This window comes from Allokutzneria oryzae (genome assembly GCF_042429765.1).
GTDB lineage: Bacteria > Actinomycetota > Actinomycetes > Mycobacteriales > Pseudonocardiaceae > Allokutzneria > Allokutzneria oryzae.
Map to the genome: position 1 here is coordinate 339,978 of NZ_JBHLZU010000027.1, position 21,639 is coordinate 361,616.

20 protein-coding genes and 1 tRNA gene are annotated in these 21,639 nt (G+C 70.2%); 18 read left to right on the forward strand and 3 right to left on the reverse strand.

Annotated features, from left to right (window positions below; translation table 11 throughout):
* Nucleotides 1-93, reverse strand: a tRNA-Sec gene (locus ACFFQA_RS31950).
* A gap of 34 nt (nucleotides 94-127) precedes the next feature.
* Here ACFFQA_RS31950 and selD point away from each other — a divergent pair.
* From selD to ACFFQA_RS31985, 7 genes are all read left to right on the forward strand, one after another.
* Nucleotides 128-1,138, forward strand: coding sequence for a selenide, water dikinase SelD (gene selD, locus ACFFQA_RS31955; RefSeq protein WP_377860404.1), 1,011 nt, complete (start codon nucleotides 128-130; stop codon nucleotides 1,136-1,138).
* 73 nt (nucleotides 1,139-1,211) lie between these two features.
* The gene (locus tag ACFFQA_RS31960; protein WP_377860406.1) at nucleotides 1,212-2,147 is read left to right on the forward strand and encodes an ABC transporter ATP-binding protein; all 936 of its coding nucleotides are present in this window, start codon (nucleotides 1,212-1,214) and stop codon (nucleotides 2,145-2,147) included.
* Nucleotides 2,134-3,003 (forward strand): hypothetical protein, encoded by an 870-nt coding sequence (locus ACFFQA_RS31965; RefSeq protein ID WP_377860408.1) that lies wholly within the window; start codon nucleotides 2,134-2,136, stop codon nucleotides 3,001-3,003. Before ACFFQA_RS31960 ends, ACFFQA_RS31965 begins: the two co-directional genes overlap by 14 nt.
* Nucleotides 3,000-3,920 carry an ABC transporter ATP-binding protein gene (locus ACFFQA_RS31970; RefSeq protein ID WP_377860409.1) on the forward strand — a complete coding sequence of 307 codons (921 nt, stop codon included), beginning with the start codon at nucleotides 3,000-3,002 and terminating at the stop codon, nucleotides 3,918-3,920. The genes ACFFQA_RS31965 and ACFFQA_RS31970 overlap by 4 nt, the downstream gene beginning before the upstream one ends.
* On the forward strand, nucleotides 3,917-4,630 hold the full coding sequence (locus tag ACFFQA_RS31975; protein ID WP_377860411.1) for an ABC transporter permease: 714 nt from the start codon (nucleotides 3,917-3,919) through the stop codon (nucleotides 4,628-4,630). Before ACFFQA_RS31970 ends, ACFFQA_RS31975 begins: the two co-directional genes overlap by 4 nt.
* 137 nt (nucleotides 4,631-4,767) lie before the next feature.
* Nucleotides 4,768-5,181 (forward strand): SsgA family sporulation/cell division regulator, encoded by a 414-nt coding sequence (locus ACFFQA_RS31980; RefSeq protein ID WP_377860413.1) that lies wholly within the window; start codon nucleotides 4,768-4,770, stop codon nucleotides 5,179-5,181.
* Between the two features lie 7 nt (nucleotides 5,182-5,188).
* Nucleotides 5,189-6,148 carry a nucleoside hydrolase gene (locus ACFFQA_RS31985; RefSeq protein ID WP_377860415.1) on the forward strand — a complete coding sequence of 320 codons (960 nt, stop codon included), beginning with the start codon at nucleotides 5,189-5,191 and terminating at the stop codon, nucleotides 6,146-6,148.
* On the opposite strand, the gene ACFFQA_RS31990 is transcribed toward ACFFQA_RS31985, so the two are convergent.
* Entirely contained in the window at nucleotides 6,085-7,419 is a 1,335-nt protein-coding gene (locus tag ACFFQA_RS31990) for a S41 family peptidase (protein ID WP_377860417.1), read from the reverse strand. The two genes, ACFFQA_RS31985 and ACFFQA_RS31990, sit on opposite strands and share 64 nt — an antisense overlap.
* A gap of 155 nt (nucleotides 7,420-7,574) precedes the next feature.
* Between ACFFQA_RS31990 and ACFFQA_RS31995 the strand changes: the two genes are divergently transcribed.
* From ACFFQA_RS31995 to ACFFQA_RS32040, 10 genes are all read left to right on the forward strand, one after another.
* Complete coding sequence (locus tag ACFFQA_RS31995; RefSeq protein ID WP_377860419.1) at nucleotides 7,575-9,620, forward strand: molybdopterin oxidoreductase family protein; 2,046 nt, start codon at nucleotides 7,575-7,577, stop codon at nucleotides 9,618-9,620.
* Nucleotides 9,617-11,065, forward strand: a complete 1,449-nt coding sequence (locus tag ACFFQA_RS32000; RefSeq protein ID WP_377860421.1) for an FAD-dependent oxidoreductase — start codon at nucleotides 9,617-9,619, stop codon at nucleotides 11,063-11,065. The genes ACFFQA_RS31995 and ACFFQA_RS32000 overlap by 4 nt, the downstream gene beginning before the upstream one ends.
* Nucleotides 11,066-11,764: 699 nt before the next feature.
* Nucleotides 11,765-13,078 carry an MFS transporter gene (locus ACFFQA_RS32005; RefSeq protein ID WP_377860423.1) on the forward strand — a complete coding sequence of 438 codons (1,314 nt, stop codon included), beginning with the start codon at nucleotides 11,765-11,767 and terminating at the stop codon, nucleotides 13,076-13,078.
* 101 nt (nucleotides 13,079-13,179) lie between these two features.
* Nucleotides 13,180-15,669 carry a nitrite reductase large subunit NirB gene (gene nirB, locus ACFFQA_RS32010; RefSeq protein ID WP_377860425.1) on the forward strand — a complete coding sequence of 830 codons (2,490 nt, stop codon included), beginning with the start codon at nucleotides 13,180-13,182 and terminating at the stop codon, nucleotides 15,667-15,669.
* Nucleotides 15,666-16,016 carry a nitrite reductase small subunit NirD gene (gene nirD / locus ACFFQA_RS32015; RefSeq protein ID WP_377860427.1) on the forward strand — a complete coding sequence of 117 codons (351 nt, stop codon included), beginning with the start codon at nucleotides 15,666-15,668 and terminating at the stop codon, nucleotides 16,014-16,016. Before nirB ends, nirD begins: the two co-directional genes overlap by 4 nt.
* Nucleotides 16,013-17,146, forward strand: coding sequence for a uroporphyrinogen-III synthase (locus ACFFQA_RS32020; RefSeq protein ID WP_377860429.1), 1,134 nt, complete (start codon nucleotides 16,013-16,015; stop codon nucleotides 17,144-17,146). The genes nirD and ACFFQA_RS32020 overlap by 4 nt, the downstream gene beginning before the upstream one ends.
* Nucleotides 17,143-17,829, forward strand: coding sequence for a sirohydrochlorin chelatase (locus ACFFQA_RS32025; RefSeq protein WP_377860431.1), 687 nt, complete (start codon nucleotides 17,143-17,145; stop codon nucleotides 17,827-17,829). The genes ACFFQA_RS32020 and ACFFQA_RS32025 overlap by 4 nt, the downstream gene beginning before the upstream one ends.
* Nucleotides 17,830-17,926: 97 nt before the next feature.
* A complete protein-coding gene (locus tag ACFFQA_RS32030) occupies nucleotides 17,927-18,610 on the forward strand; it encodes a Crp/Fnr family transcriptional regulator (RefSeq protein ID WP_377860433.1) in 684 nt (227 codons plus the stop codon).
* Between the two features lie 123 nt (nucleotides 18,611-18,733).
* Nucleotides 18,734-19,510 carry a hypothetical protein gene (locus tag ACFFQA_RS32035; RefSeq protein WP_377860435.1) on the forward strand — a complete coding sequence of 259 codons (777 nt, stop codon included), beginning with the start codon at nucleotides 18,734-18,736 and terminating at the stop codon, nucleotides 19,508-19,510.
* Between the two features lie 96 nt (nucleotides 19,511-19,606).
* Nucleotides 19,607-20,398 carry an alpha/beta fold hydrolase gene (locus tag ACFFQA_RS32040; RefSeq protein WP_377860437.1) on the forward strand — a complete coding sequence of 264 codons (792 nt, stop codon included), beginning with the start codon at nucleotides 19,607-19,609 and terminating at the stop codon, nucleotides 20,396-20,398.
* Nucleotides 20,399-20,430: 32 nt separating this feature from the next.
* Here the strand turns inward: ACFFQA_RS32040 and ACFFQA_RS32045 are convergent, their stop codons facing one another.
* A complete protein-coding gene (locus ACFFQA_RS32045; protein ID WP_377860439.1) occupies nucleotides 20,431-20,802 on the reverse strand; it encodes a DUF2203 domain-containing protein in 372 nt (123 codons plus the stop codon).
* Nucleotides 20,803-20,919: 117 nt separating this feature from the next.
* Here ACFFQA_RS32045 and ACFFQA_RS32050 point away from each other — a divergent pair, with 117 nt between their 5' ends.
* A complete protein-coding gene (locus ACFFQA_RS32050) occupies nucleotides 20,920-21,630 on the forward strand; it encodes a serine protease (protein WP_377860441.1) in 711 nt (236 codons plus the stop codon).
* The last annotated feature ends 9 nt before the right edge of the window (nucleotides 21,631-21,639 follow it).

Genomic DNA, 21,639 nt, shown 5'->3' on the forward strand with positions numbered 1-21,639 from the left:
GCGGAGGTGGACGGGAATCGAACCCGCCAGCGACAGGTCCTGCCACTCAACGGTTTTGAAGACCGCGCCGGTCACCAGACCGGATACACCTCCTCGTGACACCCGTCCATCCTGACACGATGGCGGGGTGACCACCGAGACCGGCCCCTACCGCCTCACGCAGTACGCCCACGGCGGCGGCTGTGCCTGCAAGATCCCGCCCGGCGAGCTCGAACGGGTCGTCGCGGGGCTGACCGCCGCGCCGCCTCCCGCCGACCCGGCGGGGGAGCTGCTGGTCGGGCTCGACGCCGGGGACGACGCCGCCGTCGTCGGAGTGCGGCCGGACCTGGGGCTGGTCGCCACGACCGACTTCTTCACGCCGGTCGTCGACGACCCGTACGACTGGGGCCGGATCGCGGCGGCCAACGCGCTCTCCGACGTGTACGCCATGGGCGGCAGGCCGGTCGTCGCGCTGAACCTGCTGGGCTGGCCCAGGGAGGTCCTGCCGTTCGAGCTGGCCGCCGAGGTGCTGCGCGGCGGGCGGGACGTGGCCGGGCTCGCCGGATGTCACGTCGCCGGTGGGCACAGCGTGGACGACCCGGAACCCAAGTACGGCATGGCGGTCACCGGCATCGTCGATCCCGCGAGGACGATGCGCAACGACGCCGGGCGCGCGGGACTGCCGCTGTCGCTGACGAAACCGCTCGGGATCGGCGTGCTCAACGCGCGGCACAAGGCGACCGGTGAGGTCTTCCCGCAGGCGATCGAGGTGATGACCACGCTGAACAAGGAAGCCTCGATCGCGGCCGTGGCCGCGGGTGTCACCTGCGCCACCGACATCACCGGCTTCGGGCTGCTCGGCCACCTGCACAAGCTCGCCCGCGCCAGCGGGGTGACCGCGGTGGTCGATGCCGCCGCGGTGCCGTACCTCGACGGCGCCCGCGAGGCACTGCGCGACGGCTTCGTCAGCGGGGGCAGCCGACGCAACCTGGACTGGGTGCGCCCGCACTCCGATCTGTCCACTGTGGAGGAGTCCGAGGCGCTCCTGCTCGCCGACGCCCAGACTTCCGGCGGTCTCCTCGTCGCGGGCGAGGTGCCGGGCGGCACCGTGATCGGCGAGCTGGTTCCCCGGAACGGTCACACGATCGTCGTTCGGTGAGGCAACCCCTTAAGGGGGTTTCCAGGGCTGCTCCGGATGTGGCTCTCAGCTTGCCCACCGTACTGTGCGGACCGTGACACTCATCGAGAGCGAGTCGCTCGAAAAACGGTACGGCGGCGGGACACTCGCCCTCGCCGACCTGACGGTGAGCATCGAGCCCGGCGTCGTCGGGCTGGTCGGTGCCAACGGGGCGGGGAAGAGCACGCTGATCAAGCTGGCTCTGGGGCTGATCGCGCCGACCGCGGGGCGGATCAGGGTGCTGGGGCTGGATCCGCTCGCCGAGGTCGAGAAGGTCCGTTCGCAGGTCGGGTACATGCCAGAACACGACTGCCTGCCGCCTGACGTGACCGCGGCGGAGTTCGTGACGCACATGGGCCGCATGTCCGGGCTGCCCGCGTCGACCGCGCGGGAACGCGCTTCCGAGACGCTGCGCCACGTCGGGCTCTACGAGGAGCGCTACCGCGCCATCGGCGGGTACTCCACCGGTATGAAGCAGCGGGTGAAGCTCGCGCAGGCGCTGGTGCACGACCCGGAGCTGTTGCTGCTGGACGAGCCGACCAACGGACTCGACCCGGAGGGCCGCCGCGCCATGCTCGGCCTGGTGCAGCGCATCGGCACGGAGTTCGGCATCTCCGTGATCGTCTGCTCGCACCTGCTGGGGGAGATCGAACGGATCTGCACCTCACTTGTGGCGATCGAGGGCGGCAGGCTGCTGCGCTCCGCGTCGCTGTCCTCGATGACCCGCGCCAGCGGGGTGCTCGCGGTGGAGGTGGACGAGAACGCCGAGGGCCTCGCCGCCGCGCTCAGCACGGCCGGGCTCGACGTGCGGCAGCAGGGAGCGGAGCTGCTGGTGCGCTTCGACGACGAGCGGACCTACGACGTGATCCGCGACGCCGTCGTCGAGCTGGACCTGTCGCTGCACCGCTTGGAGCAGCGCCGCCACCAGGTCGCCGACCTGTTCCGCGACCCCGCGCCGACCGGATCGGAGGTCGACGATGTCCACGCCTGAGCGCACGAGCGGTGTCAACGGCGTTATCCATGACATCGGATACCAGCGCTACCAAGGGCCCCGGCTCGGCAAGCGCTACGCCATGTGGTCGCTGTACGTGCACAGCCTGCGCACCGCCTTCGGCCTCGGCCGCGGGTTCAGGGCGAAGCTGCTGCCGTGGTCGCTTGGCGGCGCGGCCACCATCGCCGGACTGGTCTTCATGATCATCTCCACCCAGACCGGGCTGCAGGTGATGGGCTACGTCGACCTGATCGGCAGCCTCTCCTACGTCGTGGTGATCTTCCTGGCCGTCGCGGCGCCGGAGATGGTCTCCCGCGACCTGGGCAACACCCTGATGCCGCTGTACCTCTCGCGGCCGCTGAGCAGCGCCGACTACGCGCTGTCCAAGCTGGCCGCGCTGGTCTCCGGGGTGTTCCTGACACTGGCGCCGTCGATGGTGGTCATGTTCGCCGGCAACGCCTTCAGCACCAAGGACGGCGTCACGGGGGTGCTCGACCACGCGGGCCAGTTCGCCTCGGGCATCGCCGCCGTCGCGATCCACGCCGTCGTGCTCGCCGCGCTCGCGCTGCCCCTGGCCTCGCTGTCCGGGCGGCGGATCTTCGCATCGACCCTGGTGCTGGCGGTGTTCCTGATCAGCGCGCCGATCTCGCAGGGCCTCGCCGAGTTCAGCGGCGCGCCCGAGGTGCCCGGGATGATCTACCCGGTCACCCTGCTCAACGGCGTCGACCACTGGCTGCTCGGCGGGACCAACGCGGACCCCGGCGTCTGGGGGCCGATGTACGGCGTGGTGACCCTGCTGCTCACCTGCGCGGCGGTGGGCCTGTTGCTGCTGAGGTATCGGAAGGTGACGTCATGAGTGGCGCGGGCACGATCGAGCTCAACGCCGTGTCCCGGTGGTACGGCAACGTGGTCGCGGTCAACGACGTGACCCTGGACATCGGGCCCGGCGTCACCGGCCTGCTCGGACCCAACGGCGCGGGCAAGACCACCGTGCTGCACATGATGGCCGGGTTCCTCGCGCCCTCGCAGGGCACCGTGCTGGTCAACGGCACGCCCAGCTGGCGCAACCCCGAGCTCTACCGCTCGCTCGGGCTGGTCACCGAGCGCGAGAGCGTGCCGGGCCACCTGACCGCGTGGGAGTTCGTGCACGCCAGCGCGAAGCTGCACAAGCTGCCCGACGCCAAGGCCGCGGCGCGCAGGGCGATCGACCTCGTCGAGATGGGCGAGGCGATGGACCGCAGGATCGGCACGTACTCCAAGGGCATGCGGCAGCGCACCAGGGTCGCGGCGGCGCTGGTGCACGACCCGAGGGTGCTGCTGCTGGACGAGCCGTTCAACGGCATGGACCCCCGGCAGCGGATGCACATGATGGACCTGCTGCACCGGATGGCGGGCGAGGGCAGGACCATCCTGTTCAGCTCGCACATCCTGGAGGAGGTCGAGCGGCTCTCCGGCACGGTGCAGGTGATCGTCTCCGGGCGGCTCGCCGCCTCCGGCGACTACCGGCACATCCGGCGGCTGATGACCAACCGGCCGCACGAGTTCTCCATCTCCTCCTCCGACGACCGGCGGCTGGCCGCGGCGCTGATGTCGCTGCCGTCGGTCTCCGGCGTCGAGCTCGGCACGACCGGTCTGCAGGTGCGGGCCAACGACTTCGGCGGCTTCACCCGCGAGCTGGCCAAGGTGGCCAGGGCGCAGGACATCCGGCTGGCGCAGCTGCTGCCCTCCGACGAGTCCCTGGAACGAGTCTTCTCCTACCTGGTGGCGTCATGAACCTGACGATTGTCCGGATGACCCTGCGGGCGCTGCTCGGCAGGCGCAGGGCGCTGCTCCTCCTGCCGGTCCCGGTCCTGCTCATCGGCATGACCCTGTTCGCGACGAGCACCGGGGTACCGGTGGAGAACTGGGGCCCGGTGCTGCTCACCGGCCTCGGCCTCGGTGTGCTGCTGCCGCTGACCGCGCTCATCGTCGGCACCAGCGCGCTCGGCCTGGAGATCGAGGACGGCACGATCACCCACATCCTGACCAAACCGCTGCCGCGCCGGGAGATCGTCCTCTCCAAGCTGTTGGTGGCCTGGTTGGTGACCGCGGTCGCCGCGGCGGTCCCGCTCGGCGCGGCGGGGGTGATCGCCGACTCGCCCAGGCTCGGGCTGTCGCTGCTCACCGGTGCCGTGGTGGGCGCGCTGGCCTACTCGGCGCTGTTCCTGGCGCTGAGCGTGGCGACGAGGCGGCCGGTGATCATCGGGATGAGCTACATCCTGATCTGGGAGAACCTGCTCGGCACCTACGTCGACGGCACGAAGGTGCTCAGCGTGCGCCACTTCTCCATCGCGGTCACCGACGCGGTCAGCGGCACCCCGTTGGCGCAGGCCTCGCTGTCGGTCACGACGGCGCTGGTGATGGCCGCGGTGTTCGTGGTGTTCGGCACCGTGGCGGCCACCAGGCGGCTGCGGTCCTTCTCGCTCGCGGGCGAGACCAGCTGAGGCGGCGGGCGGCCCCGCTCCACTGTGAGCGGGGTCGCCTTTTGTCACGATTGGGTGTGACGTGGCCGAAACCGCGTCAAGCGCGGCGGATCGCGGCGTCTCCTCCCCGCAAGCACACGACAGGTGAGGGAGATGGCATGGAGCACGACGAGATCCGCACCACGACGATGTTCAACCTGCTGCTGGCGCCCGCCGTCACCGTCGAGGTGGAGCTGGAGTACTCCACGACCGACCCGTACGCGATCCGCATGCTGTTCAACCCGCTGCGCGGCAAGAGCGTCGAGTGGATCGTCGCCCGCGAGCTGCTGGCCGACGGCCTGCTCGGCAAGGCGGGCGAGGGAGACGTCAAGATCTGGCCGATCTCCGGGCCGATGGACCTCGTCGAGATCGAGTTCAGCACCCCGGCCGGGCTGGCCCGCTTCGGCGCGGACGCCGAGGTGCTCGCGGACTTCCTCAACGACAGCTACCTGCTGGTGCCCTCCGGTGAGGAGAGCCTGTGGTTCGACTTCGACCACGAGCTGACCTTCCTCTCCGACGCCGAGCGGGGATAATCCCCGCGTGGCACGCGCGATCTACTTCGACCACGACGGCGCGCTGGACGACCTGCTGTCGTTGACCCTGCTCACCAGATATCGGGGGGTCTCGCTCAAGGGCGTCACGGTCACCCCGGCGGACTGCCTGATCGAGCCCGCCGTCTCGGTCACCCGCAAGATCCTGGACCTGGCGGGCGCGCAGCACGTCCCGGTCGCGGCGGGCACCCTGGCGGGCCCGAACCCGTTCCCCCTGGAGTGGCGGGTGGACGCGTTGCGCGCGGACGCGTTGCCAGTGCTCAACCAGCGCGCGGAGAACACGGCGCGGTTGTCGCCGCTGCCCGCGCACCTCCAGCTGGCCGAATGGCTGAGCACCGCGCCGGAACCCGTGACACTGCTCATGATCGGGCCGTTGACCAACCTGGCCTGGTGCCTGCGGGAGCACCCGGAGGTCGAGTCGAAGATCGCCGAGCTGGTCTTCATGGGCGGCGCGATCGACGTCGCGGGCAACGTGGACCGGCCCGGCCACGACGGCAGCGCGGAGTGGAACGTCTACTGGGACCCCGCCGCCGCCCGCCGCGTGTTCGAGTCGGAGATCCCGATCACGCTGTTCCCCTTGGACGCCACCGACCAGGTGCCGATCACCCCGGAGTTCGCGCGCTCCTTCGGCCGCCACTACGGCTCGCCGCTGAGCGACCTCGCGGGCTCACTGCTCGCCATGACCTTCGGCTGCTTCGAGACGACCGGGTTCTCCTACTGCTGCTGGGACAGCCTGACGACCTCCTACCTCGCGGAGCCCGACCTGTGCGAGTTCGAGGACGTCCGCTGCGTGGTGCTCACCGAAGGGGTGAGCCAGGGCCGTACTGTTCGCGCCGACTCCGGTCGCCTGGTCAAGTGCGCCAAGAAGGTTGACGCGCAACGGTTCTACCGCCACTGCCTGGACGTGCTCGCGGAGTCAACGGGAACTCCGGCGTTCTCCACGCAGTGACCGTTGCGGTCATAGGTCAGCACGGTGCTGATGGTGATGGACCACCCCGGCAGCAGCCTGACGACGCGGGGCCTTCCACTACCACCGCCGCTGGGCTCGCCGACCACGCGAACATGGTCGAGTCCTTGCAAGCCGAGCAGGAAGTCCTCACTCGCGGAGTACGTCATCGCGTCGGTGAGCACCGTCAGCCGTCCGTGCCACCGCGCTCCGTCCGCTGGGCACCCGATCATCGGCACCGGTTCGGAGAGCTTGTTGCCGATGCTGTAGCGCACTGATCCGAGCAGGGTTTCCTCGTGCAGGAACCGATCCCGCGTCGCACGCGCCAGAACCACGTTCCCGCCGACATTGCCGCGAAGGTCGAGCGCCAGCTCCTCGCAGTCGGCCAGCTCGGCGAGCGCTTCGTCCAGCGCGTCGGCGATCCCGGCGCCGGCCACCCACTGCTTCAGCCGGACATGGCCAACGCCGTTCCGTCGGTGCCACGTCACCAAGTCCCCGTACGGCAGTCCGGTCGGTGCTTCGACCCACGTGACATCCGCACCGTCTGGCCCGAAAGCACGCCATTCGGCTTCGACATGAGCCTGACCGGAGAGCAGCCGCCTGCCGACGAGGTACGGGTGCATGTGCGGTGAAGCTCCCGTCCGTCGGGTCATCTCCTCGGCCCGCGGCGCGTGCAGCCGCCATCCGGGGCGAACTCCGGCCTCCCACGCGACGCTGCCCTCGGGAACCCTGACCAGTGTCGTCATCGATGCGGCGTAGGGGAGCGGCACGTGCCGTGGCGTGGAATGCACGGCGGTGTGCGCATCGCCGAGCTGCGCGACCCATTCCTGGCACACCGCGAGGGGATCATCCGCCGCCAGGACAAGCGGGGCGTAGTGGTCGCACAGCTTGTCCCAGTTCAAGCCCCGCAACGCGAACGCGGGATAGGTGAACCCGACCTCGTTGATGATCCGATCGACCGCTTCATCCAGGTCAGCCGCGTCGGAGGCGGAGGCGTCCGCGCCCGTCCGCAGCCACGTGTGCCGGAGGCTGAAGGTCTCCCACATCTCCTCGTGCGTACGCCCGACGGACTCGATCAGCTCGCTGTCACGCCGGAGAACCGCGGGGCCGTCGTGGTCGGGGTCGATGCGGCAGACCCACCGCGGCCCGACGCCGGAGTCCTTGCGCACCAATCGAATCGACGTGTTCAGTTCCGCTTCGAGATTGGGCAGCTCTTCGCGGAGGAGCTTGGCGCGGTCATCGAACTCCTCGCCCTCGGGCCACACGAGATCCATGCGCCCCATTCTCCGCGATGGGCGGACCAGGCGCTCCGAGACCTACCTGTCAAGAGCACACCCCCCGATGTGCGGACAAGTTTGCCTACTGGAAACACGCGGCCACCTCCGGATAACCCCTGGCTCCTAGCGTCCGGAGACGAAGGGGGTGTTCCGTGCCGACTCCGACGCACTGCCCGTACTGCGCGCTCCAGTGCGGGATGACGATCCAGCCCGGCCCGGTCGTCGCGCCGAGGGACTTCCCCGTCAACCGGGGCGGCCTGTGTCAGAAGGGCTGGACCTCCGCGACGTTGCTCAGCACTCCTGACCGCCTCACCTCCCCGTTGGTACGACGGAACGGCACACTGGAACCGGTGTCGTGGACTGTGGCACTTGACCTTGTCGCGCAACGCCTCGCGGACCTGCGTGCGGAACACGGTCCGGACGCCGTCGCGGTTTTCGGCGGTGGTGGCCTGACCAACGAGAAGTCCTACCTGCTCGGCAAGTTCGCCAGGGTCGCGCTCGGTACTTCGCACATCGACTACAACGGTCGGTTCTGCATGTCCTCGGCCGCCGCGGCGGGCATGCGCGCGTTCGGAGTCGATCGGGGATTGCCTTTCCCGGTAACGGATCTCGCGGAAGCCGATGCGGTCCTGCTCGTGGGTGCCAACGTCGCCGAGACCATGCCGCCGTTCACCCAACACCTCCGCAGGGCGATCGACACGGGCGGACTCGTGGTCGTAGATCCCCGCCGCACGGCCACGGCGGATCAGGCCGCGGTGCACCTCGCCCCGGCCCCGGGAACGGATCTCGCTCTGGCACTCGGCCTTCTCCACGTCGCCGTGACCGACGGCTACTTGGACACCGAGTACCTCCGTGACCGCACATCGGGTTTCGCGGAGGCGTGGCAGGCCGCCGCGCGCTGGTGGCCCGAGCAGGTCGAGCGTGTCACCGGTGTTGCTGCGGCGGACCAACGGCGTGCCGTCGCCATGCTTGCCCGAGCTGCCAACGCGTATGTGCTCACCGCGCGTGGGACCGAGCAGCACGCGAGCGGCTCGGACACTGTGTCGGCGTGGATCAACCTCGCGCTCGCGCTGGGGTTGCCAGGGCGAAAGGGCTCCGGCTTCGGTTGCCTGACCGGACAGGGAAACGGTCAAGGCGGCCGGGAACACGGGCAGAAGGCCGACCAGCTCCCGGGTTACCGCAAGATCGACGACCCAGCGGCACGAGAACATGTCGCCGGCGTGTGGGGAATCGACCCGAATTCCTTGCCGGGTCCGGGAAAGTCCGCCTACGAACTGCTGGACTCGCTCGGGTCAGGCCCGCGTGCCCTGATGGTGTTCGGCAGCAACGTCGTCGTGTCCGCACCACGCGCGTCGCATGTGTCGGATCGCTTGGCGGCGCTGGATTTCCTGGTGGTCGCCGACTTCGTCCTGTCGGAAACAGCGTCGCTGGCCGATGTCGTGCTTCCGGTGACGCAATGGGCGGAAGAAGGCGGCACTATGACCAACCTGGAAGGACGAGTGCTGCTTCGCCGGCGCGCGATCGACCCACCGGCAGGAGTGCGCACTGATCTCGAAGTGCTGCACGAGCTGGCTGTTCGGCTTGGCCAACCAGCGGATCGCTTTCCCGCATCCGAGGAGACCGTGTTCGAGGAACTTCGCCGAGCCAGCGCGGGCGGTGTTGCGGACTACTCGGGTATCACCTACGAACGACTGCGTGCCGGTGAGGCGCTGCACTGGCCTTGTCCCGACGAGTCGCATCCGGGAACACCGCGCCTGTTTCTCGACCGCTTCGCGCATGTCGACGGTCGTGCTCGCCTGGTCCCCGTGGACCACCGAGGACCTGCGGAGCCTCCGGACGAGCAGTACCCGCTCCGCGCGACAACGGGAAGGGTGTTGCAGCACTACCAGTCCGGGGCGCAGACGCGGCGGGTTCCGGAGCTGAACTCCGCCGTGCCCGGGGCTTTCGTCGAGGTTCATCCCGACACCGCCGGCCGAGCCGGGCTCTCCCAAGGGGATCTGGCTCGCGTCAGCTCACGGCGCGGGTCGGTGCTGGCCACCGTTCGCTGTGTTCCGGGAATGCGGATCGACACGGTGTTCCTGCCGTTCCACTTTCCAGGAGAGCAGCGAGCGAACCTGATCACCAACCCGGTGCTCGACCCGGTCAGCAGGATGCCCGAGTTCAAGGTGTGCGCTGTCAGACTGGAGGCGGTGACATGAGGCCGAGGCGAGTGGTCGTCGTGGGCTACGGCATGGCCGGTGCGCGGCTGGCCGAGGAGATCCGGCGACGTGACCCCGAGGCGGAGCGCGTCTCGTTGACGGTTCTGGGAGCTGAGCAGCACACCGCGTACAACAGGGTGCTGCTGTCCTCTGTGCTCGCGGGCTCGTTGGCGCCGGAGGCCGTCCAGCTGCGCTGCTCCGAGAATGTCGCTGTGCGCCTGGGCATTGGCGTGTCCACAGTGGATCGAGCGACGCGTGAGGTCGTGCTGGACGACGGTTCCGTGGTTCCTTACGACGCCCTGGTTCTCGCGACGGGAAGCGCTCCGTGGGTGCCACCGACCGAGGGGCTGCGCGGGGAGAACGAGGTGCTCGCGCCCGGTGTGCACACGTTCCGCACCCTGGACGACTGCGAGCGGATCATGGCCGCGACGGCGCCCGGCTCCCCGGTGGCCGTGCTCGGCGGAGGACTGCTCGGCCTGGAAGCCGCGCGAGGCTTGGCGGGGCGCGGCAACCTGGTCACCGTCGTGCACCCGGTCGGCCACCTGATGGAACGGCAGCTCGACGCGTCCGCAGGTGCTGCCCTGGCGAAGTCCTTGGCGGCACTGGGAATCGAGGTCCGGCTCGGAGTGCTGGCGACGCGCTACCTGCCCGGTGACGGGCTCAAGCTCGACGACGGCGGACACGTTCCCGCCGATCTCGTCGTGGTCTCGGCGGGAGTGCGACCGGAAGTCGGCCTCGCCCGCGACTGCGGGCTGGCGGTCGATCGCGGAGTCCTGGTGGACGACGCGCTGCGCACCAGTGACCCCAGGGTTTTCGCGCTGGGCGACTGCGCCGAGCATTCCGGAACCGTCTCCGGTCTCGTGCAGTCGGCGTGGGATCAGGCCGCGGTCCTCGCTGACCTGCTCACCGGTGCGGACCCGAGCTCCCGTTATCGCGGCACCCCGGTGGTGACCAGGTTGAAGGCCCGCGACATCGACCTCGCGGCGCTCGGTGAGGTCCACACCGAACCGGACGAGCCGGGCGCGGAGGTGCTGCGCCTGGAGGACCCGGCGCGCGGCCGCTACGCCAAGCTCGTGCTGCGCGAGGACCGGGTGACCGGCGCGATCCTGCTCGGAGCGCCCGACGCGGCGGCGATGATCACCCAGCTCTACGACCGCGGCATCCCGGCGCCCGCCGACCGGCTGGCGTTGCTGCTCGGCAGGGCCCTGCCGTCGGCGGTGCCCGCCGGACCGGCGGATCTCCCGGCGAGCGCGGTGATCTGCCGGTGCAACACGGTCAGCAAGGGGCAGCTGGTCACCGCGTGGCGGGCGGGCGCGCGCAGCGCGGGAGCCCTCGCCGACGCGACCAGGGCCACCACGGGATGCGGCGGCTGCCGCGACGCGGTGTGCGGCCTGGTCGACTGGCTGGCGGCCCAGGAACCCCCACCCCGCGCCACAGCGGTCTAGCGAACCCCGCTATGAGTACGGAACGGGAAACCCGAGACACACCGATCCGATCATCCCGCCGCTCCCGCCTAGGTCGTGTCCTGCAAGTGGTAACACCACCTCACCACCCCCTGACACCCTCACCCCCGCGCACGCCCTTCTTTTCGCGTTTTGTCACCTTGATGCGAAATGGGAGCGCTCTTTTGCGCAATAAGGCTACATAACGCGAAAACCCCGTCCACGCCAGCCAGCCGGCGCGCATACCGGGACACGACCGAGAGGGACCCGCCCCGCAAGTCCCCCGGACGGCAGGACGACGGAGGCCGAGGCGCTGGAGACCTTGGGGGATCCAACCCCGACGACGTGTCGGACACCGCGAATCGGGATGCCCTCACCACGCCACTTCACCGGCGGCGCGGCCCCACCACCCAGCTACACGACCCAGCACACGACCGCCCAGTCAGTCCACCGTCTTTCATTCGCCCGCGCGCGAGGGGGAACCCCCTGATTCCACTTTTCCACGCACCACCGACAACGACGGCCGAAATCCGTGTCGCAGCCGGCGAGTTGTCCACATCGGGGTGCTCTGTCCACAGATCGCGATCGAGCTCACCGTGGCGGTTTTCGTTGTGTGAGGCTGATTTCTCGTGGCCGTCACAAGCGGCACCACATGGGTAACGCCCGTTTTCTAGCGTCGGCACGGACACCGAGGGAGGTCGTATGAGTGGTCGTTGGATCCAGCACTGGGAACCGGAGAACCCCGACTTCTGGGAGCGCACCGGCCGGCGGGTGGCGCGGCGGAACCTGTGGTTCTCCATCCTCGCCGAGCACCTGGGCTTCTCGCTCTGGACCGTGTGGAGCGTGATCGTGGTCAGCCTGCCCGCCGCGGGGTTCCACTTCTCGGTCGACCAGCGGTTCTGGCTGGTCGCCGTGCCCAGTCTGCTCGGCGCGGCGCTGCGGCTGCCCTACACCTTCGCGGTTCCGCGCTTCGGCGGGCGCAACTGGACCGCGGTCAGCGCGGCGTTGCTCCTCGTGCCGTGCGGCCTGCTGATCTGGTGCGTGTCCGATCCGGGGACGCCGTTCGGGATGTTCCTGCTCGCGGCGGCGCTGGCCGGGATCGGCGGCGGCAACTTCGCGTCCTCGATGGCCAACATCTCCTACTTCTACCCGGAGTCGCGCAAGGGTCTCGCGCTCGGCCTGAACGCGGCGGGCGGCAACCTCGGAGTCGCGCTCGCGCAGCTGGTGGTGCCGGTGGTCATCTCCATGGGCACGGGCGTCCACCTGGTCTACGCGGGGGTGTTCTACCTGCCGCTGATCGTGCTCGCCGCCGTGTGCGCCCTGCTGTTCATGGACAACCTGGAGGGGGCCAAGGCCGACTTCCGGTCCCAGGCGCTCGCGGCGACCCGGCCGCAGACGTGGGTGGTGTCGTTCCTCTACATCGGCACCTTCGGTTCGTTCATCGGCTTCTCCGGCGCGCTGCCGTTGCTGATCCAGACCCAGTTCCCCGAGGTCGACGGCAGTCACTACGCGTGGCTCGGCGCGGCGGTCGGTTCGCTCGCCCGGCCGCTCGGCGGCTGGCTCGCGGACCGGCTGGGCGGCGCGCGGGTGACCCAGTGGACGTTCCTCGCCATGGGCGCCGCGACCCTCCTGGTCGTCGGCGGGCTGCGCACCGGCAGCTTCGCGGTGTTCCTCGCCGCCTTCCTGCTGTTGTTCGTCACCAGCGGGGTCGGCAACGGCTCCACCTACCGGATGATCCCGGCGATCTTCGCCGCCCAGGCCGGATCGGCGGCCCAGGCGCGGGCCAGGCGTGAGGCGGCGGCCGCGATCGGCATCGCGGGGGCGGTGGGGGCCTTCGGCGGCTTCTTCGTCAGCCAGGGGTTCCGGATCTCCATCGTCACCACCGGTGGCATCACCGGCGCGCTGTACGGGTTCCTGGCCTTCTACCTGGTCTGCGTGGGCGTCACCTGGTGGTGCTACCTGCGCAGCCGGGTCCTGGTGAGGAGGGTGCCGAGCCTGGCATACGCGCGAGTGTGACGCGCGCCGGTTAACAGCGGCGTCACGTGCGGGAGAACAACGCGAAACCCGGGGCCACCACCATTGCCAGTGGGCCCCGACCGGACGGCGGGAGGGACAGGATGAAGCACCTCGTGGTCATCGGGCACGGCATGGTCGGTCACCGGCTGGTCCAAGCGCTGCGCGCTCGGGACACCGCGGGCGAGTGGCGGATCACCGTGCTCGCCGAGGAGGCTCGGCCCGCATACGACCGGGTCGCCCTGTCGTCCTATGTGGACGACTGGGACGCGGCGCGGCTCCAGCTCGACGGTGCCGGGTTCGCCGGTGATCCACACGTCGACCTTCGCCTTGGTGCCCCTGTGGTGGAGATCGAACGCGAGGCGCGGGTGGTGCGGACGGTGACCGGTCATGTCCTCGGTTACGACGCGCTCGTGCTGGCGACCGGTTCTTCACCGTTCGTGCCGCCCGTGCCAGGGCACGACCTCCCCGGCTGCTTCACCTACCGGACGATCGAGGACCTGGACGCGATCCGCTCGGCAGCCAAGGGGCACACCACCGGTGTGGTGGTCGGCGGTGGGCTGCTCGGCCTGGAAGCCGCGAACGTGCTGCGCGGACTGGGACTGGGCGGTCACGTCATCGAGCTCGCGCCACGCTTGATGCCGCTCCAGGTCGACGAGGGCGGCGGGGCGCTGCTGCGCAGAACCGTCGAGGACATGGGCCTCGAAGTCCACTGTGGAGTATCGGTGAGCGAGGTCCGGCGTCATGGCGACGGCCTGCTCGTCAACCTGTCCGACGGCGGCAATGTCCACACTGGACTGGTTGTTTTCTCCGCCGGTGTCCGACCGCGCGACGAGCTCTTCCGCACGGCCGGGCTGGACGTCGCCGAGCGCGGCGGTGCCGTGGTCGACGACACCTGCCGCACCAGTGACCCGGACGTGTGGGCGGTGGGGGAGTGCGCCAGCTTCGACGGCCGTGCCTACGGGTTGGTCGCTCCCGGCTACGCGATGGCCGAGACCGTCGCGGACCGCTTGCTCGGTGGGGACGCCACGTTCTCCACCCCGGACACGTCCACGAAGCTCAAGCTGCTCGGTGTGGACGTCGCGAGCTTCGGCGACGCGCACGCCACCACTGCGGGCGCGCTTGAGGTCGTGCACAACGACCCTGTCACCGGTGTCTACAAGAAGCTCGTTGTGTCCGACGACGCCACCACGTTGCTCGGTGGGGTGCTGGTGGGTGACGCCTCCGCCTACGGATCGCTGCGCCCGCTGGTGGGTCGCGCCCTGCCCGCCGACCCGGGCTCGCTGATCGGCCCTCCAGGTGGCGCACCGGCCCTCGGCCTTGACGCTCTGCCCGCCGACGCCCAGGTCTGCTCGTGCCACGCGGTCACCAAGGTCACGGTCGAAAAGGCGGTGCACGACGGCTGCCACGACGTACCCGCCCTCAAGACCTGCACCAAAGCGGGCACCGGGTGCGGCTCGTGCGTGCCCATGCTCAAGCAGCTGCTGGTCTCGTGCGGGGTCGAGCAGTCGAAAGCCCTGTGCGAGCACTTCGACCACTCGCGGGCGGAGTTGTTCGAGATCCTGCGCGCCACCGGCATCCGCACCTTCAGCGCCCTGCTCGCGCGGCACGGTCGGGGCCGCGGCTGCGACATCTGCAAGCCCACCGTGGCGTCCATCCTCGCGTCGCTGGGCTCCGGGCACGTCCTCGACGGCGAGCAGGCCGCGTTGCAGGACACCAACGACCACTTCCTGGCCAACCTGCAGCGCAACGGCACCTACTCGGTGGTGCCGCGCATCCCGGGCGGCGAGATCACCCCGGAGAAGCTGTTGGTGATCGCCGAGGTCGCGCGGGACTTCGCGCTCTACACCAAGATCACCGGCGGGCAGCGGATCGATCTCTTCGGCGCGACGGTGGACCAGCTGCCGCAGATCTGGCGCAGGCTCGTCGACGCGGGCTTCGAGTCCGGTCACGCCTACGGCAAGGCGCTGCGCACGGTGAAGTCCTGCGTCGGCGAGGCGTGGTGCCGCTACGGCGTGCAGGACTCGGTCGGCCTGGCCATCGAGCTGGAGCTGCGCTACCGGGGCCTGCGCGCGCCCCACAAGATCAAGGCGGCGGTGTCCGGCTGCGCAAGGGAGTGCGCAGAGGCCAGGAGCAAGGACATCGGCGTCATCGCCACCGAGAACGGCTGGAACCTCTACGTCGGGGGCAACGGCGGGTTCACCCCCCGGCACGCCGATCTCCTTGTGTCCGATGTGGACAAACGGTCACTGCTCGCGCTGATCGACCGGTTCCTGATGTTCTACGTGCGCACCGCCGACCGGTTGCAGCGCACGTCGGCCTGGGTGGAGGCGATGGACGGCGGGCTCGACCACCTCCGCGAGGTGATCGTCGAGGACAGCCTAGGCATCTGCGCCGAGCTCGAACTGGCGATGGCCGCGCACGTCGACTCCTACGCCGACGAGTGGCGCGGTGTGCTGGAGGACCCGGTGAAGCTGGCCAGGTTCACCTCCTTCGTCAACGCGCCCGGCACCCCCGACCCGACCATCTCCTTCCGCGCCGAGCGCGGGCAGAAGGTTCCCGTCCCACTGGGAGTTCCGGAGGTTCGAAGGTGACAACGAGCGAGGCGCCACTGCTGACCTGGCTGCGGATCTGCCCGGCGGAGCGGTTGTGGCCGGAGCGCGGAGCAGCGGCGCTGCTCCCCGACGGCGGCCAGGTCGCGCTGTTCCGCACCGCGGACGGCGCCGTCCACGCGGTCGGCAACATCGACCCCTGCACCGGCGCTGCCGTGCTGTCCCGGGGCATCGTCGGCGACCGGGCGGGCCGGCCGGTGGTGGTCTCGCCGATGCTCAAGCACGCGTTCGACCTGGTCACGGGGGAGTGTGTAGACGACCCCACGATCACCGTCCCCGTCTACCCGGTGCGCACCGCCGACGGCGTGGTCGAGGTGGGACTGCGATGACGCTCGCGACCGCGACGCCACCGCTGGCGGGGTTCACCATCGGCGTGACGGCGGCCCGCCGCGCCGATGAGCTGATCGCGTTGCTGGAGCGGCGCGGGGCGGCGGTGGTGCACGCCCCGGCCATCCGGATCGTGCCGTTGCCCGACGACGCCGAGCTCCTCGCCGCGACCAGACAGGTCCTCGCCGACGCGGTGCACGCGGTCGTGGTCACCACCGCCATCGGGTTCCGCGGCTGGCTCGAAGCAGCCGAGGGCTGGGGGCTCGCGGGAGCGCTGCTCGACCGGATGGCTCGGGCGAGAGTGCTCGCCAGGGGGCCGAAGGCCAAGGGCGCCGTGCGCGCGGCCGGACTCGTCGAGGCGTGGTCCCCCTCGTCGGAGTCCAACGCCGAGCTGGTGGAGCACCTGGTCGACGGCGGGGTGAGCGGGATGCGGATCGCCGTTCAGCTGCACGGCGAACCGTTGCCCGGATTCGTGGAAACTCTGCGGGTCGCGGGCGCAGAGGTCGTCGAGGTGCCGGTGTACCGCTGGATTCCCCCTGCGGACACCGATCCTCTCGACCGGCTCGTCGACGGTGTTCTCGGCGGTGCCGTGGACGCGGTGACCTTCACCAGCGCGCCGGCGGTCGCCAGCATGCTGGCCAGGGCGGAGGCGAACGGGCGGCACGCGCAGCTGTGCGAGGCGCTGCGCGAGGACGTCTTCGCGGCCTGCGTCGGCCCGGTGTGCGCTGGGCCGTTCGAGGCCGTCGGCGTGCCGAGCTCGCGTCCGGAGCGGGCCCGGATCGGCGGACTGGTGCGGTTGCTCTCCGAGGAGCTGCCCGCGCGCGCCCGCAGACTCCGAGTGGCGGGTCGCGACTTGGAGCTGCGCGGTCGCGCCGTGCTCGTGGACGGCCGGCTTCGCCCGGTCGCCCCGGCGCAGATGGCCGTGTTGCGGCTGCTCGCCGACTACTCCGGCCGAGTCGTCCCACGAGACCGATTACTCCAGGCATTACCGGGAACCGGCGACGGGCACGCCGTGGAGACCGCGATCGGGCGGCTGCGCACGGCCCTGGGCGAGCCGGGGCTCGTGCAGACGGTGGTCAAACGCGGCTACCGATTACCGGTGGAGACCGGGCCGATCGGAGGAGCGGGGTGACGCTCGTCCTGGTCGCCCACGGGACTCGGGACCCGGCGGGAACACGGGTGATCGAAAGGATCGCGGACGCCGTGCGCGCGCGGCTGCCCATGGTTCCGGTCTCCGTCGCCTACGCCGACGTGTGCCAACCCCGGCTGTCCGCCGTGCTGGGCGGGACTCCGCCGGGGCCGTGCGTCGTGATGCCCGCGTTCCTGGCCTCGGGCTACCACGTCCGTGTGGACCTCCCGACGGAGATCGCCGCGTCCGGGCGCCCGGGTGTGAAGGTGACACCCGCGTTGGGTGCCGACCCGGGCGTGGTCGCGGCAGCGCACGACCGGCTGCTCGCCGCGGGATGGCGCTCGGGCGACGCCGTGGTGTTCGTCGCCGCGGGTTCGTCGAACCAGGACGCGCTGAACGAGGTCAGACGCGCGGCGACCATGCTGGCGCTGCGGGTCGGAGCCCCGGTGCACCAGGCGTACGTGACCACCGCGCAGCCCTCCGTGCCCCGTGTGGTCGCCGGTCTGCGGGCGCGGGGCAGGCGGATCGCGGTGGCGTCCTGGTTGCTCGCCCCCGGCTTGTTCCACCGAGCCGTGGCCGCGGCCGAGCCGGATGTGGTCGCGGCGCCGCTGGGAGCGCACCCCCGGGTGGTCGACGTGATCGTGCGGCGCTACCTCTCCGCCCGGTGCTACCAGGCCGCGGCCTGAGTCGCCGACGCCTCGCGGGCGTTGTGTAGCCGCTCCAGTACCCTGCGTGGTTGCTTGCGTGGGGCGCAAGGCCCTTCGTCAAGGCGCGGGAGGCGGCATGGACGAGGGAACGACGACGCCCGCGGTGTTCGCGAAACGCCTCAGCGCCAGCACAGCGGCGCACCTGCGAACGCTGGGCACCGTGCAGTTCTACAAGCGCGGCACACCCGTGCTGCACGCCGGTGAGCAAGGCGACAGCGTAGTTCTGCTGCTCGCCGGGCGGGTCAAGGTGGTCGCGCGCGGGCGCAACGGTTCCGAGGTGGTGCTCGCGCTCGGCCAGCCGGGTGACCTCTACGGCGAGATGGCCGTGCTGGGCGAGCGCCCGAGGATGGCCGACGTGGTCGCGGTCGAGGACGTCGAGGTCCGCAGGATCAGCGCCGAGGCGTTCCGGCGGTTTCTCGTCGACTACGACGACGCCCGCCGCGAAACACTGATGATGAACTTCGCCAGGCTGGCATATGCCAATGAGCAACGGCTCGAACAAACCCAGGGCGATGTCACCTATCGGCTGGCGCGGCGGTTGCTCGACCTCGTCACCGAGAACGGCAAACCCCTCGGCGATGGCCGCTGGCAGATCGACATCCCGTGGGCGCAACGCGATCTCGCGCAGAGCCTGCCCGCCTCGGAGACCTCGGTCGACCTGGCGCTGCGGCGGCTGCGCGAGATGAACCTGGTGGACACCAGCTATCGCACGATGGTCATTCTTGACCTGTCGGCGCTGCGCGAATTTACTCAGCCCTGACGAGATCACCCGATAGCGCAAGAGCAGTCGTCCCCAATTCCTCATTTTTCGGGAGTCCGCCCGAACAACGCCGGACAGACTTCCTCCATGCATTGCGCAAGCAGACGCGCGGAGGGAGCGACTGTGGCCGTGGAGGTACCGGCGACGCACGCTGTGCTCGCCGTCGACGTCGTCAGCTCGACCCAGGTCGCCGACGACCAGCTCGACAACATGAAGACCGATCTGGACGACCATCTCGACGAGGCCCTGCGCGCGGTGGGCCTCGAACGCGAGGACGCGGTGCAGCCGCGGCACACCGGCGACGGGGTCCTGCTCGCCTACGCCGAGGAGGCGGCGCCCCGGCTGGTCGAGATGCTGTTCCACCTCGACCACCTGCTCCGCTGGCGCAACCGGGAGCACCGCATCCCGCTCCGCGCCCGGATGGCCGTCCACTGTGGACCCATGCGCGAGGAGGGGCACTACCACCGGCCGTACATCGTGGCGAGCAGGCTGCTGGAGGCTCCGGTCTTCCGCGCGGCGGTGGCGCAGTGCATGGCCACCGACCCCTGCGGCGACAAGGTGGGCGCCACCCTGATCATCTCGCGCTGGGTGTGGCAGAACGTCGTCGAGCCGTTCCGGATCATGCAGGTCCCGCCGGCCAGGTGCGCGCCGATCCGCATCGACAGCGCCAACTACCAGGATCTCGCCTGGATCCACCTGCCGGGCATGGACGCCGACCACATCCTGGCGCAGGCCATCGCCATGCCTCAGCGCCAGGGCGCGCGGCCGGTGCGCCTGAGCGCACCTGTCCGCCGCGGGACCGAACAGGTCATCACGGCTCCGTTCACGGTGGCACCAGGGGAGAGTGCCGCGGTGAACGGAACCGAGAGCCGCGAGGGCGACCGGAGCCGCGTCTCCTGAAGCCGTGGGGCCGACCTGCAGGCGGGGTCAGGTCGGCCCACCGCACCGCGGCGCGTTCGGCGCCTCCCGCCGGTCGGATCGGGCAGACTGGTCATCGTGTTTGTCGAGAGCCTTGTCCCGGTTTCCGTTGAGCCAGAGGTAAAACTGTTCGTCGCGCGGTCGGATGGTCCCGCCGAGCGGACGCTGTTGGTGATTCACGGCGGACCCGACTGGGACCACACGTATCTGCGCCGGCCTCTCGACGAGCTCGCCGGGACGTGCCGGGTGGTCCTGCCGGACCTGCGCGGGTGCGGGCGCTCCACGAGCGGTCTCGCCGACGACCAGTACACCCCCGACGCCGTGGTCTCCGACCTCGTCGCGCTGCTCGACTCGCTCGAAGTCGACGACGCCGACGTGCTGGGCTTCTCCTACGGTGGGCTGATCGCGCAGCGCCTCGCCATCACCGCGCCGCGCAGGGTGCGCAGGCTGATCGTGGCGTCCAGCAGCGTGCTTCCCGTATCGCGCAAGGAAGAAAAGCGGTGGGACGGCGATACCAGGTCCATGGCCGTCGCGGGCGCGGCCACCGATGTCTGGCGGCCGCAGGCGCGCGCCGAGTACCTCCAGCGGCTCGAAGGCGTCCGGTTCTCCGAGGAGTGGCTTCGCCCGCTCCGCAAAGGAATCCTGCCGTCGCCGCGCGTCGACGACGCCCCGCGGCGGTTGGCCGCGCTGCGGATTCCGTTGCTGCTCCTGCACGGGCGGCAGGACACGACCTTCCCCGCTGAGCTGGTGGACCAGGCGCTGAGGCTGATCCCCGCCGCCAGGGCCGTGGTCCTCGACGAGGCCGGGCACATGGCCCATGTCGACCAGCCGAAGCGCTGGCTGGACGCCGTGGTCGAACACCTGACCTGATCGTCCCAAGTGGACGCGCGGGGAGCGCTCTCCTACTCGCTGTCCGGAAGTCTGCGCCGTGCCGCGAAGCCCAGGTCGGCGCGGTGGTACCAGCCGAGCTCGGCCTCACCCTCCAGCCAGCACAACAGCACCGGGACGCCGTCGAAGTCCGAGGGGAAGTCCACCAGCAGCGGGGCGAACCCCTTGAGCTCGGCGCCGGTTTCCTGTACGCGCGTCATCAGGTCGTCGAGTTTCGCTTGCGCCGCCTTGAGTTCCGGCAGCCCTCCCAGCTTCAGCGACCGGCCGCCGTGCGCGACGGCCCCGGCGAGCTCGGCGGCGTCGGCGCGCACGGCGACGATCTCCCGGAGCACGGGCTGGAGTCGTTCCAGCTCGGCGCGCGCCTCCTCAACCGTGAAGATACCCATGGGACCGAGCATGCCATCCCGGCCGATGTTCGCCATACTCTGCGAGCCAGTAATCGTGCTGACCGAAGGGAATTCGCCACTGTGCGCCGAAAGGTCCTCGCAATCACCTTGCTGTCCTTGACAGCACTGCTCCCCTCTGTTCCGGCGCACGCCATCGCCGGTGGCGGTCCGGCCAGGACGGGGGAGTTCCCCTCCGCCGCGTACGTGCAGGAGCTCGGCGAGTTCGCCTGTGGCGCCGTCCTGGTCGGTGAGCGGCACGTGCTCACGGTCGCGAGCTGCGTGAACAGGCCGGACCCCGCCACGCTGAAGGTGGTGCTCGGTGGGCATTCCCTGAGGGTGGCGGCCCCCGGTCAGCGCGCGGTCGGCGTCGACAAGGTCGTGGTGCACCCGAAGTACGACAGCTCCACGTTGGCGAACAACGTCGCGGTCATACGGTTGTCCGAAAAGGTCGCGCTGACAAAGCGGATCCAGCCCGCCGCCCTCACGGGCGAGCAGCCGACCGGTGACGTGGTGCTCGCGGGCTGGGGCCACGACCGCGAGGGCAAGCCGCCGTACGCGCTGCGGAAGGTGACCGTCAAGCCGGTGGCGCACAGCACCTGCGTCGCGAACTACGAGGGTGTCCAGCGCGTCGACGAGGGCATGATGTGCGTCGGCGGCGTCGAGGGCAAGGGCGGTTGCCAGTTCGACAACGGTGGCCCCATGTACGCCAACGGCAAGCTCGTCGGCGTGATCTCATGGGGAGTCGGCCCGTGCGGCCAGCTGCGCTACCCGACGGTCGGCAGCAGTGTTGCTCACTATGGGGACTGGATCGCCGCGCAGCTGACATAAGGTCGTCGC

What these genes read in the sequence shown, in the direction of transcription:
- ACFFQA_RS31965 (WP_377860408.1), top strand. Translation starts at nt 2,134, where the DNA reads ATGTCCACGCCTGAGCGCACGAGCGGTGTCAACGGCGTTATCCATGAC.
- ACFFQA_RS31970 (WP_377860409.1), top strand. Translation starts at nt 3,000, where the DNA reads ATGAGTGGCGCGGGCACGATCGAGCTCAACGCCGTGTCCCGGTGGTAC.
- ACFFQA_RS31975 (WP_377860411.1), top strand. Translation starts at nt 3,917, where the DNA reads ATGAACCTGACGATTGTCCGGATGACCCTGCGGGCGCTGCTCGGCAGG.
- ACFFQA_RS31980 (WP_377860413.1), top strand. Translation starts at nt 4,768, where the DNA reads ATGGAGCACGACGAGATCCGCACCACGACGATGTTCAACCTGCTGCTG.
- ACFFQA_RS31990 (WP_377860417.1), bottom strand. Translation starts at nt 7,419, where the DNA reads ATGGATCTCGTGTGGCCCGAGGGCGAGGAGTTCGATGACCGCGCCAAG.
- ACFFQA_RS32000 (WP_377860421.1), top strand. Translation starts at nt 9,617, where the DNA reads ATGAGGCCGAGGCGAGTGGTCGTCGTGGGCTACGGCATGGCCGGTGCG.
- ACFFQA_RS32005 (WP_377860423.1), top strand. Translation starts at nt 11,765, where the DNA reads ATGAGTGGTCGTTGGATCCAGCACTGGGAACCGGAGAACCCCGACTTC.
- nirB (WP_377860425.1), top strand. Translation starts at nt 13,180, where the DNA reads ATGAAGCACCTCGTGGTCATCGGGCACGGCATGGTCGGTCACCGGCTG.
- ACFFQA_RS32020 (WP_377860429.1), top strand. Translation starts at nt 16,013, where the DNA reads ATGACGCTCGCGACCGCGACGCCACCGCTGGCGGGGTTCACCATCGGC.
- ACFFQA_RS32030 (WP_377860433.1), top strand. Translation starts at nt 17,927, where the DNA reads ATGGACGAGGGAACGACGACGCCCGCGGTGTTCGCGAAACGCCTCAGC.
- ACFFQA_RS32045 (WP_377860439.1), bottom strand. Translation starts at nt 20,802, where the DNA reads ATGGGTATCTTCACGGTTGAGGAGGCGCGCGCCGAGCTGGAACGACTC.